The sequence below is a fragment of the Bacillus sp. BF2-3 genome (assembly GCF_008368795.1).
GTDB classification, from domain to species: Bacteria; Bacillota; Bacilli; order Bacillales; family Bacillaceae_G; genus Bacillus_A; species Bacillus_A cereus.
This window is the reverse complement of record NZ_QOSA01000018.1, coordinates 62,149-79,241: the sequence shown is the minus strand read 5'-3', so window position 1 is coordinate 79,241 and position 17,093 is coordinate 62,149. Positions and strand designations below refer to the sequence as shown.

The window sequence follows — 17,093 nt, the reverse complement described above, 5'->3', positions numbered from 1 at the left end:
ATGATAAATGCTCAAGTGATCGAGGCAGCAAGAATTGGTAACGTGCAGGGAAAGATAATCTCAACCCAAAGTTTTGTACTCCCTATCTTAAAGTCAACAAAAAACGGAATAAAAATGGACGGGGCTGCGTTGTTTCGTGGAAAGGATAACAAATGTGTTGGAGTGTTAAGCGGAGAACAAACAATGGGAATGAACTTTATAATAGCTGAAAAAATGGGAGGTTTTTTTACCATACGTAAAAAAAATCAGCTTATTACATATGAAATTCATAAGCTACACCGAAAAATAAAGGTATTTAATGAAAATACTACAAAACCGAAGTTTACTATTCATTTATTTCTGGAAGGAACTTTGGCGGAGTTGCATTTTAATGATCATAAACAAAATATGAATGAAAAACGCTTAACGAGGGATATTTCAAAGGAAATGGAACAAAGGATTCAAAAATCAATAAAGCTTGTTCAAAAAAAATATAAGGTGGATGTATTAGCGTTAGGAGAAGTGTATAAGCGGCATAATTATAAAGAATGGAAAAAAATCAGTAAGAATTGGGATCATGGTAAAAATTATTTTAGTAATGCTGAAATTACTGTTCATGTTCATCCGACAATTGAACATTCAGGTTCATCCTTACCAAATAGAGTGAAATAAGGTGATTTGAGCCTTTACTGTATTAGACATTAGCTGCACAATATTATTAGTACGAAGACAATACTGGGAGAAGATACCCCAAAAAGTAGTAGGATCTGGTGAATCATATAAATATGAACAAACAACCGGTGTCGCTCGAACAGATCAAATTTCCATGATAGAAACAACTGAAATAGCAATAGGCACAGATTTATCAACATCCATTACAAAGACACTATCCGTTACTAAAAGTACATCAACCACGAAATCAGTGACGGATTCTAATTCATTTATGTATACAATAGCACGTGCAAAATACATGCTAATTAACGAATACTATGTAACGCGTGCAAATGGTCAAATGATAACATCAGGGGATGCAGCTTATTGGAAAGTACCAAATCCAAACCAAACAGTTACAAGAACTATTACTCAATCATAATACCAAGTTGTATTTTACAAGATGTAAAACAAAAGAAGATTCTATTTGGGATTCTTCTTTTATTTTTTCTAAATTGTATCTAAACGTACAATTTTCTTTTTTTGATAGGGTGACCCCTAATAAGGGTTCCTTTTTTTGTATCAAAAATCTACAAAGAAAAAAGATAAGATCGGGAACACAATCTTATCTTTTGCACAAGGAGTAAACAAAAGGAATAACCATCATATTTTTATAATACTCCAATTTTCATTAATTTTGAACATTCAAACCATAATTGCTAAGTATATCTATATTGAGAAATTTATTACAAAATTAGTTATAAATGATTCAAAACTCCAATGTAAACTTTTAGACAAAAGTTTACTTTCAAATTAGAAAAGATTAGGTCCTCAATAGGTTTTACCCCAGCCATAAACCTTACGTTCAAAAACAAAGGGTAATTCAACTATCAAACTTATATAAAATGTTAATTTTGTCTAAGCATCCATTAGGATATACAATTAATTATCTATTTTTCTTTACATAATCTCCAGATACAGCCCATATCAACTATAGATTCTTACCTTATGCTAAATGTAATCAAAAAACAAGTAGATAAAGATAATGACTAAAACATTAACTCTAGATACTTTTTTGATGAATATTACAAATAAACAGGAGGTAATGAAAAATGATTAAAACATTATTAGCAGGAGCACTTTTAAGTACAGGATTAGTAGCGGGAGGTGCAGTAGGTGCAGATGATGCGAAAACGGACAATTTAAAGTCAAATGAAAATAGTTCGAATAAATGGGTTACAATGAGTGCAGATGGAACAACGTCTTTCTCAAAAAACTTTGATGTACCTAAAGATGCAGTACCAGCATCTAAAGGAGATGTAAAAACTGTTGAAAGAACAGAAGGTACAGGTACAGATTCTCAAGAAGGAAAAATGGTAGAAGCAAAAGAAGGTACAGAATCACAACCTGGAAAACATGCAAAAACTGTTGAAAGAGCAGAAGGTACAGGTACGGATTCTCAAGAAGGAAAAATGGTACCAATAAATGAAGAAAATTAAATAATATATAGTTATAACGAAGAGCATCCAAAAAAGGGTGCTCTTTTTATATTATAGGGATCAACTAGTTTTACAAAACATAGAGCTGTAGGAGGAATTGAGGATTAGAACATAGGGTACTGTTTCTTCAAATTATGGTGTTTAGAGCAATAGTTTTGGTGGTAACGTTACAATACAAACATTTTGTTAGAGATTTTTTAAATTTACATAGGCTCTAGATAGACTACATATCAACTTCAGATACTTGTTTTATGATACAAGTAATCAAACAAAAGGAGGGCAATACAAAATGATTAAAACAGTATTAACAGGGCACTCTTTTAAGTACAGGAGATTATTAACAGGTGGAGAAAATGCTGAAGATGTACAGACAGATAAGCATATTCCATATAAACAAAATGAATTGCAGCAAATTCTAGAAAAGTACGATTCGAAGAAATTTGAGTTATAAAAAGAAAATAGATAAATATAGTAAAAATAGATAAATTGACAAGAGAAAAGCACTTTGTGTATATCACAGGTGCTTTTTATTTTGATATAGGACTTGAATTAAATTTTTATATTAAAAAATTTACGAAAAAAAGGGGGGAGTTCATTGTACAAAATTATTTATGGAATATTAATTTTAATTTATACTTTGTATTCATTTTTTGTAAGTGATGGAAGTGAAGTAAGGTTTATTATGGTGTTAACTATAGTACTTATCTTTTCTGTGGTTTTAGAAAAAAGGATTGATTAAAGGTCGTTTTTTTAACAATTTTTAAAGATATCTAATGTAAATTATTATTCATTAGTTTACTTTCATTTCCCCTTAAACATTGAATTTACTATATATACATTCAAATCATTGTAAATAGAGGGATTGAAAAGTAGATGAATAAAAAGCAACATATATATAAGTTTTTCGGTAAGAATGTATTCTTCTTCTTTATTTAACTATGTATAAATTTTTAATAATTTATTATGATATAGATATTGATTTAAAATACATTTTACAAAGTGTTAAATTGGTATTTTTAGGACTTTGAAATATTTGTTTATCCCCCTTTTTTCTGAATTAACATAATTTTCAAATGCCAAAAGTCCGTATCGTATGATTTGTTATATAATGAAATCAAGCCATATGTAAGATGGTTTCCTCGTTACGAGTAATGAGATAGTTTAATTTACCTTTTATACATTATCTGAAAAATAACTTGTAGGAATCCCTACAAGTTATTTTTGTTTTTCATTTTAAATAACCTAGAATTGATCTTTAATTGAAGAAACTTATTCAAAGTGGGAGAGTGGTGAAATAACTGCAGTTATATTTATGGAAATGTTAGAACTAAAGAAAAATACCTTTTATAAAATTTTGAAGGGATATGAAGAAGTACATTAGGGCTTTTCCTATAAAGCGTACCACTAACACTTTAACGAAACTCTAGCAAACCATCCGAATTTAAAATCTGTACGTATTTTAATTGGTACCGGAGAAACATCAAAACGTTTTAATTATAATTTAACTGAATTTGATAGAGAGGGTAAAGAAAAAAGAATTAAAATTTAATACTCAAAAAAATCTTCGTAAAGAAGCATTTCTACGCGTCTACTACTCTGATAAAAAAGTTGAAGAAGATGTATTAGGTTGGGAAGAAGTGAAGCAGGACGAGATTCCTGTGAAAGTGAAAGAAAAACTAGCTGTGAAATAATAAAAATAAAATGGGCTGGGCCTTAACGGTCAAATCCTTTTCTGAAATGACTATGAATCCATGCCTTTTAAATAGAGCTGTTGTTACGCCGTAACCAGTTTGTGTATTTCCACTAATTACATAAGTCATTTCATTTTTTACACTAGAACAGATAATCCTACATTTACATGCCTCTTTGGTAAGGCATCGAATAATCCTTACTTATACTATCGCGATTTCTGATAACTTACATGTAGAGATATCACTCAATATAACAAAAATGTAATGTTAATGAAATGTAATTCCACCGATACTAGTAATGAAATTATATAAAATGAAGGGGAGTTAAAGAATTTTTATAATGAAAAAGGAGAAGTATTAATGCGAAATATATTAAGTGTAGAAAAAATTGAAAAATATTATGGTAATAAAGATAACGTAACAAAGGCTATAGATAATATTAGTTTTAAGGTAGATGAGGGAGAATTTGTTGGGATAATGGGGCCTTCAGGAAGTGGCAAAACTACATTACTTAACTGTATATCAACGATTGATCATGTTACGACGGGAAAAATAATGATAAATAATAGTGACATTACGCGGTTAAAATCAAAATCACTAGATAAGTTTAGACAAAATGAATTAGGGTTTATATTTCAGGACTTTAATTTATTAGATACTCTTACCGCTTATGAAAATATTGCCCTAGCGTTAACTATAAAAGGTGAGGAAAGTTCAGAAATTGATGGGAAAATACAAGCAGTGGCAAAATATTTAGACATTGAACAAGTATTAAGCAAATACCCTTATCAAATGTCAGGCGGACAAAAACAAAGGGTTGGTTCGGCAAGAGCTATCGTAACAGATCCATCTTTAGTACTTGCAGATGAACCAACAGGATCGTTAGATTCTAAATCAGCTAGATTATTACTTGAAAGATTTGAAAGTCTAAATAAGGATTTAAAAGCTACAATACTTATGGTTACTCATGATGCATTTACAGCAAGCTATGCTCATAGAATTCTTTTTATTAATGATGGCAAAATATTTATCGAGTTGGTAAGAGGAAATGATTCCAGAAAAGAGTTCTTTACCAAAATTATCGAAGTTATAACCCTTCTTGGAGGTGACGATAATAATGTACTCTAAGCTTGCTATTGGGAATGTAAAGAAAAGTCTTAAAGATTATGCAATATATTTCTTAACACTAACACTGGCTGTTTGTATATTTTATAGCTTTAACTCCATAGAATCACAAAAGGCACTTATGGAAATTAGCGCTTCAGATAAAAAGTATGTGCCTACAGTAATGAACGCTATCTCAAATGTGTCAGTATTTGTATCCGTAATATTAGGTAGTTTAATATTGTATGCAAATAATTTCTTAATTAAAAAACGTAAAAAAGAATTAGGAATATACATGACTTTAGGTATGGGAAGAAGAAACATATCCAGAATATTAGTAACAGAGACGTTCCTAGTTGGTGTTATCTCTTTAGTGAGTGGACTTATAATAGGTATTGGAGTATCGCAGGGATTATCGACGTTTGCATTAAAGTTATTTGAATTACCCATCAACAAATATAAATTTATAATTTCAACAAGTGCTATAGGTAAAAGCGTATTATACTTTGGGATCATGTTTTTTCTTGTTATGTTATTTAATGTATATGTTGTTTCTAAATACAAAATAATTGATTTGTTAACAGCAGGTAGAAAAAGTGAAGATGTAAAATTTAGAAATCCTCTTATCTATGTAATCACATTTATAATGTGTGTAGCATCACTTGGATATGCATATGTGACTGTACTAAAAATTGGATTGGATTATCAAAATCCTATGCTTGTGGTATCAATCCTTCTTGGCATATTAGGTACATTTCTGTTTTTCTTTAGTTTATCTGGATTTATATTATATGTTGTAAAGAAGAATAAAAAAGTCTATTTTAAGGGTTTAAATATATTTATCATCAAACAAATAAATAGTAAGGTTAATACAAATTTTATATCCATGTCTGTAATCTGTTTAATGTTATTCCTTACAATGGTGACTTTATCTACAGGAATCAGCTTTAACAGAATGATGGACGCAACCATAAAAGAAACAACACCATTTGATGCCAGTATTGTGTTGGTGAATAGGGATGAAAGTTACACGATAGAAGACGTATTAAATAAATCAAATTTTAAACTAAGTAATAACGAAAAATATGTATCTTATAATGTATATTCAGCAAAGATGGAAGTGGGTGACGTTGTACCAGAAGTAACTAAAAATGCTAAGAATATCGTTGTGGATTTCATTAAAGTATCTGATTATAATAAAATTTTAAATCTCAAAGGTGAAAAGAAAATTACTTTAAATAACAATGAAGTTGTACTTTTATCAAATGATAACCGGTGGGTTAATTGGATAAATGAAAGATTAAAAAATAGCAATAAGGTGAATATTAAAGAAAAAGAATATCTGGTAAAACACGCTAAAGTTATACAAGAGAATCTTTACACTTCTGATGCGCCACTTAATTTCTTCGCAATCGTTATAAATGATGAGTTTTTATCAGGCTACAAAATTGGTACATCCGTACTTAATGTAAATTATTTAGATGAAAACAGAGAAGAATATAATAAAAAATATGATAACGTTGCAAGGGGCTTTTATGATGAAAATGGCCCGAAATTAAATATTGGATATATATCAGGCAAATCAAAGGATGAAGTTCGTGCAGATAGTAAGGGATTGAAAACCATCATACTGTTTATTGGGATATATATAGGTATTGTATTTTTAATAACGAGTATGGCTGTATTAGCTCTTCAACAATTATCAGAAGCTAGTGATAGTATAAATCGATATAAATCTTTGAAGAGAATTGGTTCAAACGGAACCATGATTGACAAAACGATTTTTATTCAAACTTTCGTATACTTTAGTCTACCAGTTACTCTTTCCCTAATTCATTCTATAGTTGGAATTTATGTAATCAATAATTTTATTAACGCAATTCAACCAACAGACATTACTTTACCCGCATTGATGACTGGCTTAGTATTTCTTGTAGTTTATGTAGGATACTTCTACACGACATATGTCGGGTATAAAAATATTGTAAAAAGTAATACTTGATTTTATAATGCTCATTAGGGCTATTACACCTTGTTTTTCAAGATGTAATAGCCTTATATTCTGTATAGGGAGGGAAAAATCATGAAAAAAATCATTCTGATTGAAGATGACGAAATCATCAGAGAAGAATTACAACATTTTTTTATAAAGTATGGATATGAAGTAAAGGCTCCCACAGATTTTAATCATATTATCGAATATATAGAAAGTGAGAATGCAGCCCTTATATTACTAGACATAAATCTTCCTGTGTTCGATGGCTATTATATATGTAGAGAAATACGTAAAACTTCAAATGTTCCAATCATCATGGTTACAAGCAGAGATAGTGATGTAGATGAACTCATAAGTATGAATTTAGGAGCAGATGATTTTATAACAAAGCCTTATAATACAGAAATACTACTGGCAAGAGTAACAAACATTTTAAGAAGAACATCTGGAGATTTCAAGATGAATCATATCTTAATGTATAGGGATTTTACTTTAAATCTTTCAAATGCAACAGTTACTTATCAAGACAAATCTGTAGAATTAACTAAAAATGAAGTTAAAATACTCTCATGCTTAATAAATAATCGTGGGAATATTGTAAAAAGAGATTCACTCATAGAAACTTTATGGAAATCTGATTATTTTGTGGATGATAGCACCTTAACTGTTAATATAAATAGATTAAGAAAAAAGCTTGAAGAGATAGGTATAGAAAATCCAATTGCAACAAGAAGAAGCTTAGGGTATATAATGCCATGAATTTAGGTGAATTTATTAAAGATAAAATAGTAGTAATACTATCTAATGTACTGGTATATATCATACTAGCAGGTATATTGCTGACTGCGCATGTTCCGTTCATTATCATATTCTTTTTCTTTTGTATTTGGTTTTTTCCATTGATTTCATATATGGCTATAGAATTTATAAGATGTAAAAATTATTATAATGAGATTAATGACATATTAGAAAACTTGGAGAAAAAATACTTACTTCCAGAGGTAGTAAAGGAAGCGAACTTTATACATGGGGAAAAGCTTAACGCTATACTGAAAGAAGTAAGTAGAGATATGCATGAAAATGTAAAGTATTATAGAGATATGCAATTGGATTACAGAGAATATATAGAGACATGGGTGCATGAAATTAAGACACCAATAGCTTCTACAAAGCTTATAATTGAAAATAATCAAAATGAAGTAACGAATAAAATTGACTCTCAGATGGATCGGATTGAGGGGTTTGTAGAACAGGTTCTGTATTATTCTCGAAGCTCTAACGTGAATAAAGACTATATGATAAAGCCAATCAATCTTGATAATGTAGTAAGGAATGTAATTAAAAGAAACTATAGGGATTTTATTCATAAGAGAATAAAATTAGATATACAGGATATTGATGAGATTGTATATAGTGATGGAAAATGGGTTGAATTTATTATTAATCAAATAATAGGAAATTCTATAAAGTACTCAAATAACAAAGAACAAATGATACGTATATGCTCAATTAAGAAAACTAACTCAGTAATACTAATTATAGAGGATAATGGCGTAGGGATAGTAACTAAAGATATAAATAGAGTTTTTGAGAAAGGATTTACTGGAGAGAATGGAAGAAGATTTAGCAAAAGTACAGGAATGGGCTTGTATCTATGCGAAAAACTGTGCTCAAAATTAGGTATGAAAATTACCATTGATTCTGAAGTTAAAAAGGGAACTAGGGTTACATTAATATTTCCGTTGTCAGGTATGGTAACTTTTGAACCTTATTTATAAAATAGATGCTGCGTCTTCCTACGAATTTCATATGAAACTTATAAACAAATGCAAAACGGTATGAAAAGAGTAGAAATTCTCTTCATACCGTTTGTCTTAACATATTGGTATATTTAATTGTATATCGGATGGATGTTAATCTGAAGTAGTCATCACTATTTTTGATGGCCACTAATACTTAACGTAAGATTTGATTCGATTGCTACACAGACCTCGTAAGCAAGAAATTGTACACTATATAAAACAGTAAAATAACTATCCGATCCCTTATCGTACAAGGAATCGGATAGTTTTTGTCCAAACGTACAATTTTTTTCTGATATGGTGCCCCCTACAAGTTCTTTTTGTACTTCGGATTGACGAATAGTAAGTGTTATTGAGGATACCGCTAACATTTCAAAGATCGTCATATATTCTTTTGACAAAATGCTGTAGAAAGCTTAAGAATTCTTAAGAACTTTTACCCCTTTTTCTTAAGGTTTGGATTCTAGAGTATAATTATGAGTTCAAACCTATGGGATGGTTAGGTATGAAAACAATTCGCTTTCTCATTTCTATATATAATGCACTAAAAATCAATTGGTGTAGCCATTCCAAGTTCAAGGTTGCTTGGAGACAAAATAATTGAAGGAATTGATTTGAAGAAAGTAAATTACATTCTCAAATATGGACTGAGTACAGGTGTATTCGCAGAAAAATTAATTAAAAGAAGAAATCTCAACACAATTATTTTATTAATGAAAAATAATAAGGAATTTTATTTTTTTACTAAAAGCAAAATTTAAAGAAGAAGGGAACTTATTAATTGTATATGGATTAGTAGTAAATATTGAACAGCATATTAGGGAGAACGATATTACGTATATACATTATGTTATTTCTTGTCTTCTGTTTGCAAGCTTAAGAAAAAAGAAGATACAAATGTCTCACCTGCTTATGCTTTTAGCTGTTTTATATGAGAAAAAATATGGAGGAATCATATGGAGTCAAAAATTCTTATTGTTGATGATGATAAAGAGATTAGAAATCTTATTTCTGTATATCTGGAAAATGAAGGTCTGAAAACTCAAAAAGCTGAAGATGCTATAGAAGCTTTACAACTGTTAGAAGAAAAGGAGTTTGATTTGATTATTTTAGATATTATGATGCCGAATATGGATGGTATTGAAGCGTGTATAAAGATTAGGGAAGACCGCAATATACCTATCATCATGTTATCTGCAAAATCTGAGGATATAGACAAAATTCAAGGTCTAGCCTCTGGTGCAGACGATTATTTATCAAAACCGTTTAATCCATTAGAATTAATCGCTAGGGTAAAATCCCAATTAAGAAGGTTTAAAAAATACAATACGTCCATAGAACATAATAGAAGCATTCTAGAAATTGGTGACTTAACCGTGAATACAGATACTTATCAAGTATGGGTAAGGGGAAAAGAAACAAGGTTAACTCCAAAAGAGTTCGCTATTCTCGAACTACTTGCCCGCAACAAAGGGACTGTCCTGAGTGTAGCAAAAATATATGAAGAAGTTTGGAAAGAGGTTTTTTATAAATCAGATAATACCGTCATGGTGCATATTACAAAAATAAGAGACAAAATTGAAGAGGATTCTAAACATCCCATTTATATTAAAACTGTTTGGGGAATTGGGTATAAAATATGAAGAATGTTAGCTTTAGAAATAAAATAATTATAAAACTTCTTGGTGCTGTTGCAGTTAGTTTTTTTGTTTCGTTTGGTTTAACAATCCTTGTTTTGCAACACATCGTAGATCCATTATTTAAAGAACACGAAGATTTTGGTGTGTTTGAAGCCCATTTGGCATTGTGGTTCTCATTTGCGTTCGCAATCTGTAACTTTATAGTATTTTTTTTGATATTGGTTCGAAAGAAAATAGTATATTTGAAGCTTATTTCGGACAATGTGAATGATATTGCCAATGGAAAACTGGGTTTGACAATTGGGATTAAGGGGAAGGACGAACTGACCCAACTTGCTCAAAATATAAATTATATGTCTAAGGAATTGGAGCATACATTTGAACAGGAAAGGCGATTGGAACGTACAAAGAATGAACTTATAACCAATGTATCTCATGACTTACGCACCCCGTTAACATCTATTATTGGCTATATAGATTTATTAAAAAGAGGACAATACAACAGTAACGCACAATTACAGGAATACCTTGAAACCACTTATTCAAAGTCACAGAGACTGAAATATTTAATTGATGAGCTGTTTGAATATACTCGTTTATCGGGCATAGATGCTAAGTTAAACCTTAATGAAGTTGATTTATCAGGTTTGTTGGAGCAAATAGTTGGAGAATACATTCCTATATTTGAAAAGGAAAGTTTAATTGTTCAAAAATCTATTACACAAGAAACAATACCTATCTTCATAGATGTAGAAAAAATGGTACGTGTATATGAAAATTTGTTTATGAATGTGATAAAGTACAGCATGAAACCATCCGAATTATCCGTATGTCTTGAACTAATAGGTAACAAAGTAATTTTGAGAGTATCAAATAAAGTCGAGAAGCCGCCTGTTAGCGACCCTAATAAATTGTTTGAAAGATTTTTCAGGGGTGATAAGGCAAGAAAAGATGACCAGGGAAATGGACTGGGACTCGCTATCTCAAAAAGAATTGTTGAACTTCATAATGGTAATATACATGCAAAATATAAAGACGGTTGGATGTCTTTTATTGTTGAACATCCAATCAAATAGATTGGCTTATGGAATTACAGGTTCCATAAGCTTTTTTTTATAAAAATTAAGAATTCTTAAGGGTTTTACAGGGTGTTTCCTAATTTTCATAGTTTATCATGTATGTATTCAAAGCGAAGAGGAGAGAGGAGAAATTAAAGAGAAAATTTTCTTTACAGCTTTCAAGTAGATACATCGTGACAACCTCATGAAAAAAGTAAATGTAACATCACTATTTTGTTAGTAGTAAATAAGAATAGCAACTTATTTTAAAGAAATGAAGAAACAAACGTAGGAGGATATATATGACGAAACTAGTTGTAGACGTGAAAAACGTCCAAAAAGTGTACGGTAAAAAAGGTGAGAACCAATCACACGCGTTAAAAGGTGTTTCATTCTCAATTCAAGAGGGTGAGTTTGTCGGAATTATGGGACCATCTGGTTCTGGTAAAACGACCTTATTAAATGTAATTTCAACGTTAGATAAAGCAACGGGCGGCGTTGTTGAAATTGCAGGAACAGATATTACGAAAATGAAACAAGGTGAGCTTTCTGATTTCCGTTCACAAAAGTTAGGATTCATTTTTCAAGACTTTAACTTATTGGAGAACTTATCTATTTACGAAAACATCGCTCTTCCACTTTCCCTTCAAGGTGTTTCATCACGAAATATTGGACCAAAAGTAGAAAAAGTAGCTGAAATGTTAGGCATCTCAGCAATACTTCAAAAGTATCCATCTGAAGTATCTGGTGGACAGAAGCAACGTTCAGCAGCAGCGCGCGCGTTAGTTCATGAACCAGCAATTATTTTAGGGGACGAGCCAACAGGAGCTCTTGATTCTAAAAATGCAACAAGTTTACTGGATGCGATGACAAACTTAAATAAAGAACAAGGTGTATCTATTATGATGGTTACGCATGATCCATATAGTGCAAGTTACTGTCAGCGTATTTTATTCATTCAAGATGGTGAGCTATATAAAGAAATTTATCGCGGTGGTACACGTGAAGAGTTCTATAAAGAAATTTTAGACGTGCTTGCAAACTTAGGCACACAAAAAGCATAAGGAAGGAAGTTCAATCATGTTATTTAAGCTTTCCATGTCAGGCCTAAAAAGTAAGTTGCAAGATTACATTGTCTTACTTGTTGGTCTGATTGTCTCTATTTCAACTTTTTATATGTTTCAAACATTAGCACTCAATAAGGCGTTCCTTGAATCCAATCCACATGCTAAAACGGTTGCAATTGCATTCCAAATCGGTTCCTTTTTATTAGCGATTGTAACGTTTTTCTATATTTTATATGCAAATTCTTTCTTATTATCTCTTCGCCAAAAAGAATTTGGTATGTACATGATGTTAGGGGCAAAAAAGCATAAAGTTACCTTACTTATGTTTATTGAAACAATCGTAATAGGTGCCACATCTCTTGCAATCGGAATCGCAGTTGGTGTAGGGCTTGCAGAAGGTATTGGTCAGTTATTAATGAAGCAGTTGGAATTCTCTGGTGAAGATTATAAAGCATTTTATATTCCATCTATGACTGTTACTTGCCTCTTTTTCTTTGCACTATTTATAGTATCAGCAATCATGAATAGTATGAAATTATCTCGTATTTCTGTATTACAACTTGTACATGCAGATGCAAAAACAGAGCGTATCGCTGTAAAAGGAAAAATGACAGGTGTAGTTGCATTCCTTGGTCTGATTTTGCTAGGTATTGGGTATGCATCACTGATCCATATAGCACATTTACAGGGAGAAGAGCTAGTAACCGTACCTAAATTCATGGGTATTGGATTAATCACAGCAACAGTCGGTACCTACATGTTATTTGGATCACTTCTCCCAGTTATGCTTAACAAGATAAAGAGTAATAAAAAACGTCGTGAAAAAGGGCTGAATGCTTTTACTTTTGCACAATTGAATTTTCGAATTAATAGCCTAACACGGGTGCTTGCAACGGTAGCAATCTTAGTGGCTCTAGGTGCTGGTGGAATTGCGTGTGGTATGGCATTTAAAAATAACGTTCTAAAGACGACTGATAAAGAAAAAGTTTACGATTCAGTCGTTCATAATCCAACAGCGGAAGAAAAGAAAATTTTGAGTGACATCTTATTTCAAGAGAAGTTTGAATATCGCTACAAAGTAGATAATCAGTATGTGTATTATAAAAAAGAAGATGTAGAGAAAAATCGTCCTTTAGCACAAGATAGTGAAAATGGGAAGATGATGAAAGTTTCAAAGGAATTTCCTAAGGATGCATTTACTTTGCCAAAACAACTGTATAAACTGTATAACGATGATACGGAAATAAAACAATGGAAAGAAGCTTTCTTCACAATCCAGTCAACTTATATGTATCCTGATCATGAAATAAAAATTATAGATTCAAACATATACGATAGTTTGAAGGATAAAGAAAATACTGTGTTTATTGGGAAAACAGATGATTTTGGAGCACATTTAAAAGAATGGAAAAAACTTGATGAATTACAGGTAGCGAAATATAAAAATGTGAAAGCGGAAGAATTAGGTAGTACGTATCAAATGTATAATCTGAGTCATGGTATGGCCAGTGGATTCATGTTTATGGGTTTCTTCGTTGGAATTGCGTTCTTAGCAATGATGGCAAGTTGCCTAATGTTTAAAATTCTATCTAGCGCATCGAAAGACAGCACACGTTATCAAATGCTTCGTAAAATTGGTGTCCGCCGGGGGTTATTAACACAATCGATTTATAAAGAGTTATTCTTTATATTCTTAGTACCGGCAATTGTGGGTATTGCTCATATATTAGTTGGTATGAACATGTTCGGTCCGCTTTTGATTGATCCGTATTTCCGAATTTGGTTGCCGCTTGTCATTTTCGTAGTGATTTACTTAATTTATTATTTGATTACAGTTCAATTGTATAAAAGAATAGTACTTCCGAAAGAAAAATAGTTTTACTAAATATACAAAATGTTAAACTCAAAAAAAACCAGCGATATTATACACATGTACTAATATCACTGGTTTTTTATATAAATATTTGATGGCTAATTTTACAAATTATAAAAAATTACAAGCTCAGTTTTACATTTTCACAACAATATTTTTGTAAGATTATCTTTCTTTTCCCTCTGTTTGATTGGCTTGGAACTCCATTTTTAGTGCAATACTATCCCCTTGGAAAACGTTTTGATCTGTTCCGTTGTCCTCAAATATAAACTTTATCCAAAACCAATCCATTTTCCCAGGTTTTAATCCCCCTGTTTCAGTCCACTTAGAATGAAATACTTTTTTTGATACAATCTCTGAACTTTGTGATTTTAGTTCTGCAAGAGTTGTCTCGTATGCAGGGTTTTTTGCAGGATCCCAATCCCAAAGAAATTGTACTTTAATATGTTTACCGAAATCTTCTGTAGTATTATTTTGTTTTAAGTCGTTTACAGTATAGTCTATTTTCATCATTAAATCTTTAATATCTAATGTACCACTATTCTTTAAATTGAATTTCTTTAATATTTTGTCCCCAGGTTTTAAATTTTCTAAGTTAAGTGAAGTAGTTGGTTGCATAGCTAAATCCAATGTACCTGCAGCAAATGTATTATTTGTTACAACTTGATCGCTAAAATATGCATATGTTCCCCCACCAATTAAAGATAAACCAAGAGCGGCTGAAACCACTCCAACTCCTAATTTCATTTTCAATGACATTTTTTGTTCCTCCCATATCATTTTTATAATCTTACTCCCTGATCAACCGAAAAGGTCCCCTTAATTCAGATATACCATGAATTGTTAAAAAATCATATTAAAAGAATAAAATCCCTTATTGAGAAAATTATGTTATTTTTATCTTCTATAAATGAAACGTCCCAAAAATAGAAAAGGTGAATTTATAATTATTGAAGATTCCGCCAAAAAAATAATATTAACTCGCTTTTATGATTAGAATTATTTATTTCTTCAGGAGTATTCTAACGCTTCAAAAGGTACACCTTTTGAAATATTATTGGTTTCATTTCATTAGAAACAATTCCGGCTATATAACTAAAAAATGTGATATAATATTTATTGAACATATGAATAGGATAACAACTACCTGCTGTTGGCAAGTAGCAATTTATCTAATGAAAAGATCACTTGTTTCCAAGACAAGTGATCTTTTTATATACATTACCTATACTATTTTTGAGATCCATTAGATATTTTAGTTCCCTTATTGATATTGTGTACTCATTTCCCCACTCCTTTGATTTAAATACTATATCCCGTTTTCAGCAGCATCGAGTTATAGTATCGACTCGATATATAATAAATATTGTTTAATCTAAAAGCCACTGTTATATTCACCTTTTATAAATCCTTCTTCACTAGAGTCAAATGAATATCGATTTTCATATCCAACTTCATATTCTTCCATGTAATTTCGTTCTTAATGTGTAAAAGTGTAAACGTGGACATTTACACTTTTACACAAGTTCACAAAAATAATACAACAATAAATTTTTATATTGTAATATAATTAAATAAAATTAGTTATTTACAAACAGGAGGGATTTCATTGGAAGGCTTTGATGATGAGCTACGCCAAATTGATATGGATCAAAAAGAAGCGATACTAGTTGTAAGGGCTTACAAAAGGTATTTAGCAAAAACAGATGAAGATAGGGAATATGGAACAGAAGTAATTGAACGTATTAGCAATAGTGATACTACTCGTGAGGATGCGGATTTTATTATAAGATGCACGGAAATTATTGATGATCTTATCGATAAAGTTGTCGAGGAGAAAATAGCAAATAAAAGCTAATCTACTACTATAGGATAACCCTCCTAAAAAACATCTAGCATATAGACTACGGATTATCTCTAAATGAGCTTGTTGCTTTACGAATGAAACATTTGCATTTTTAGAACTATACATTATCTATTCCTGAACTAGTGACCCAATATATCACAGCGATAATTCACTCCTTGTTTTTTGCCACTTTAGGTTCGGAACCTATCTTTGGAGTTATGATGAAGATGTACCAAGATTTCTAACGGAAATCTCTATTCAAAAAATTGATTAGTTTGGAGATAAAGCAGACAAATTTGAGGAAAGGGATCTCTGCATAACATTTTCGAAATACTTTTATTTTAAAGATGATTCAGAAGCAATTAGGATTTAAAACTCACATATAATTCTTTAGTCGAAAAGGAATAAAAAAACTAGTTTGTTAGACAAACCACTTTTTCTTTTTACACTTTTTTCTTTTTGGTAAGTTAGGAGACTTCTTCATTATGTCAACAGCATGCATGAGCGTGAAATATGGATGTCTTAAAATCATTTTCGGTCCGCTCTTTTTCATAACGTCCTTAACTACACCTTTCATATCTGGTTTATAACAATGAATTTTGCAATTTTGACATGCTGGTTTCTTTTCCTGAAATGGACATTTTGATAAACGGAAATAAGCATAATCTTTTAATTTTCGACATTCTTCACATATATTATCTTGTTTATGTTCGTTTTTACAATACATATCAATCATAATGCTAATTGTTTTCTCTTCACGTTCAATTCGCTTCATAAATTGGCGCCTCCTGTTTCAAAGTCTCTCTGCTTTGATTGTAAAATTTTTTAGAGAGTTTACTTGAATTTTTAATGACAGTTTTTCTAATGTTTATCTCTTTCCTAAGACT

Annotated in this window: 16 protein-coding genes and 2 pseudogenes; 15 read left to right on the top strand and 3 right to left on the bottom strand. The window is 30.9% G+C overall.

What is annotated here, in order from left to right:
• The 9 genes and pseudogenes from DN401_RS14885 to DN401_RS14835 form a co-directional block, all read left to right on the top strand.
• A partial coding sequence (locus tag DN401_RS14885; RefSeq protein WP_304521036.1) for a Ger(x)C family spore germination C-terminal domain-containing protein occupies positions 1-651 on the top strand: 651 nt, incomplete at its 5' end.
• Between the two features lie 154 nt (positions 652-805).
• Positions 806-1,072: a hypothetical protein gene (locus DN401_RS14880; protein WP_254903123.1), complete on the top strand. Its 267-nt coding sequence runs from the start codon at positions 806-808 to the stop codon at positions 1,070-1,072.
• Between the two features lie 670 nt (positions 1,073-1,742).
• A complete protein-coding gene (locus tag DN401_RS14870; protein ID WP_149287820.1) occupies positions 1,743-2,129 on the top strand; it encodes an alpha-ketoglutarate permease in 387 nt (128 codons plus the stop codon).
• Positions 2,130-2,418: 289 nt separating this feature from the next.
• Positions 2,419-2,580: a hypothetical protein gene (locus tag DN401_RS29835; protein ID WP_176281443.1), complete on the top strand. Its 162-nt coding sequence runs from the start codon at positions 2,419-2,421 to the stop codon at positions 2,578-2,580.
• A 1,020-nt stretch (positions 2,581-3,600) separates the two neighbouring features.
• Positions 3,601-3,820: pseudogene (locus tag DN401_RS14860) on the top strand (YxeA family protein); the annotation flags it as partial.
• Between the two features lie 360 nt (positions 3,821-4,180).
• Positions 4,181-4,948: an ABC transporter ATP-binding protein gene (locus DN401_RS14850; RefSeq protein ID WP_048564021.1), complete on the top strand. Its 768-nt coding sequence runs from the start codon at positions 4,181-4,183 to the stop codon at positions 4,946-4,948.
• On the top strand, positions 4,938-6,926 hold the full coding sequence (locus tag DN401_RS14845) for an FtsX-like permease family protein (RefSeq protein WP_149287819.1): 1,989 nt from the start codon (positions 4,938-4,940) through the stop codon (positions 6,924-6,926). Before DN401_RS14850 ends, DN401_RS14845 begins: the two co-directional genes overlap by 11 nt.
• 81 nt (positions 6,927-7,007) lie before the next feature.
• On the top strand, positions 7,008-7,679 hold the full coding sequence (locus DN401_RS14840; protein WP_149287818.1) for a response regulator transcription factor: 672 nt from the start codon (positions 7,008-7,010) through the stop codon (positions 7,677-7,679).
• Positions 7,676-8,698 carry a sensor histidine kinase gene (locus DN401_RS14835; RefSeq protein WP_149287817.1) on the top strand — a complete coding sequence of 341 codons (1,023 nt, stop codon included), beginning with the start codon at positions 7,676-7,678 and terminating at the stop codon, positions 8,696-8,698. The genes DN401_RS14840 and DN401_RS14835 overlap by 4 nt, the downstream gene beginning before the upstream one ends.
• Before the next feature lie 155 nt (positions 8,699-8,853).
• Here DN401_RS14835 and DN401_RS14830 read toward each other — a convergent pair whose 3' ends face one another.
• On the bottom strand, positions 8,854-9,108 hold the full coding sequence (locus DN401_RS14830; protein WP_149287816.1) for a hypothetical protein: 255 nt from the start codon (positions 9,106-9,108) through the stop codon (positions 8,854-8,856).
• Between the two features lie 570 nt (positions 9,109-9,678).
• Between DN401_RS14830 and DN401_RS14820 the strand changes: the two genes are divergently transcribed.
• From DN401_RS14820 to DN401_RS14805, 4 genes are all read left to right on the top strand, one after another.
• Positions 9,679-10,365: a response regulator transcription factor gene (locus DN401_RS14820; RefSeq protein ID WP_149287815.1), complete on the top strand. Its 687-nt coding sequence runs from the start codon at positions 9,679-9,681 to the stop codon at positions 10,363-10,365.
• Positions 10,362-11,438: a HAMP domain-containing sensor histidine kinase gene (locus DN401_RS14815; RefSeq protein ID WP_149287814.1), complete on the top strand. Its 1,077-nt coding sequence runs from the start codon at positions 10,362-10,364 to the stop codon at positions 11,436-11,438. Before DN401_RS14820 ends, DN401_RS14815 begins: the two co-directional genes overlap by 4 nt.
• Before the next feature lie 284 nt (positions 11,439-11,722).
• Entirely contained in the window at positions 11,723-12,484 is a 762-nt protein-coding gene (locus DN401_RS14810) for an ABC transporter ATP-binding protein (protein WP_149287813.1), read from the top strand.
• Between the two features lie 16 nt (positions 12,485-12,500).
• The gene (locus DN401_RS14805) at positions 12,501-14,363 is read left to right on the top strand and encodes an FtsX-like permease family protein (RefSeq protein WP_149287812.1); all 1,863 of its coding nucleotides are present in this window, start codon (positions 12,501-12,503) and stop codon (positions 14,361-14,363) included.
• Positions 14,364-14,525: 162 nt separating this feature from the next.
• On the opposite strand, the gene DN401_RS14800 is transcribed toward DN401_RS14805, so the two are convergent.
• On the bottom strand, positions 14,526-15,119 hold the full coding sequence (locus tag DN401_RS14800) for a TasA family protein (protein WP_095691667.1): 594 nt from the start codon (positions 15,117-15,119) through the stop codon (positions 14,526-14,528).
• Positions 15,120-15,969: 850 nt separating this feature from the next.
• On the opposite strand from DN401_RS14800, the gene DN401_RS14795 reads away from it, so the two are divergent.
• Positions 15,970-16,218, top strand: coding sequence for a hypothetical protein (locus DN401_RS14795; protein WP_149287811.1), 249 nt, complete (start codon positions 15,970-15,972; stop codon positions 16,216-16,218).
• Positions 16,219-16,259: 41 nt separating this feature from the next.
• Positions 16,260-16,592: pseudogene (locus DN401_RS30190) on the top strand (integrase); the annotation flags it as partial.
• Between the two features lie 35 nt (positions 16,593-16,627).
• On the opposite strand, the gene DN401_RS14790 reads toward DN401_RS30190, so the two are convergent.
• Complete coding sequence (locus DN401_RS14790) at positions 16,628-16,981, bottom strand: nitrous oxide-stimulated promoter family protein (protein WP_149287810.1); 354 nt, start codon at positions 16,979-16,981, stop codon at positions 16,628-16,630.
• Positions 16,982-17,093: the final 112 nt, after the last annotated feature.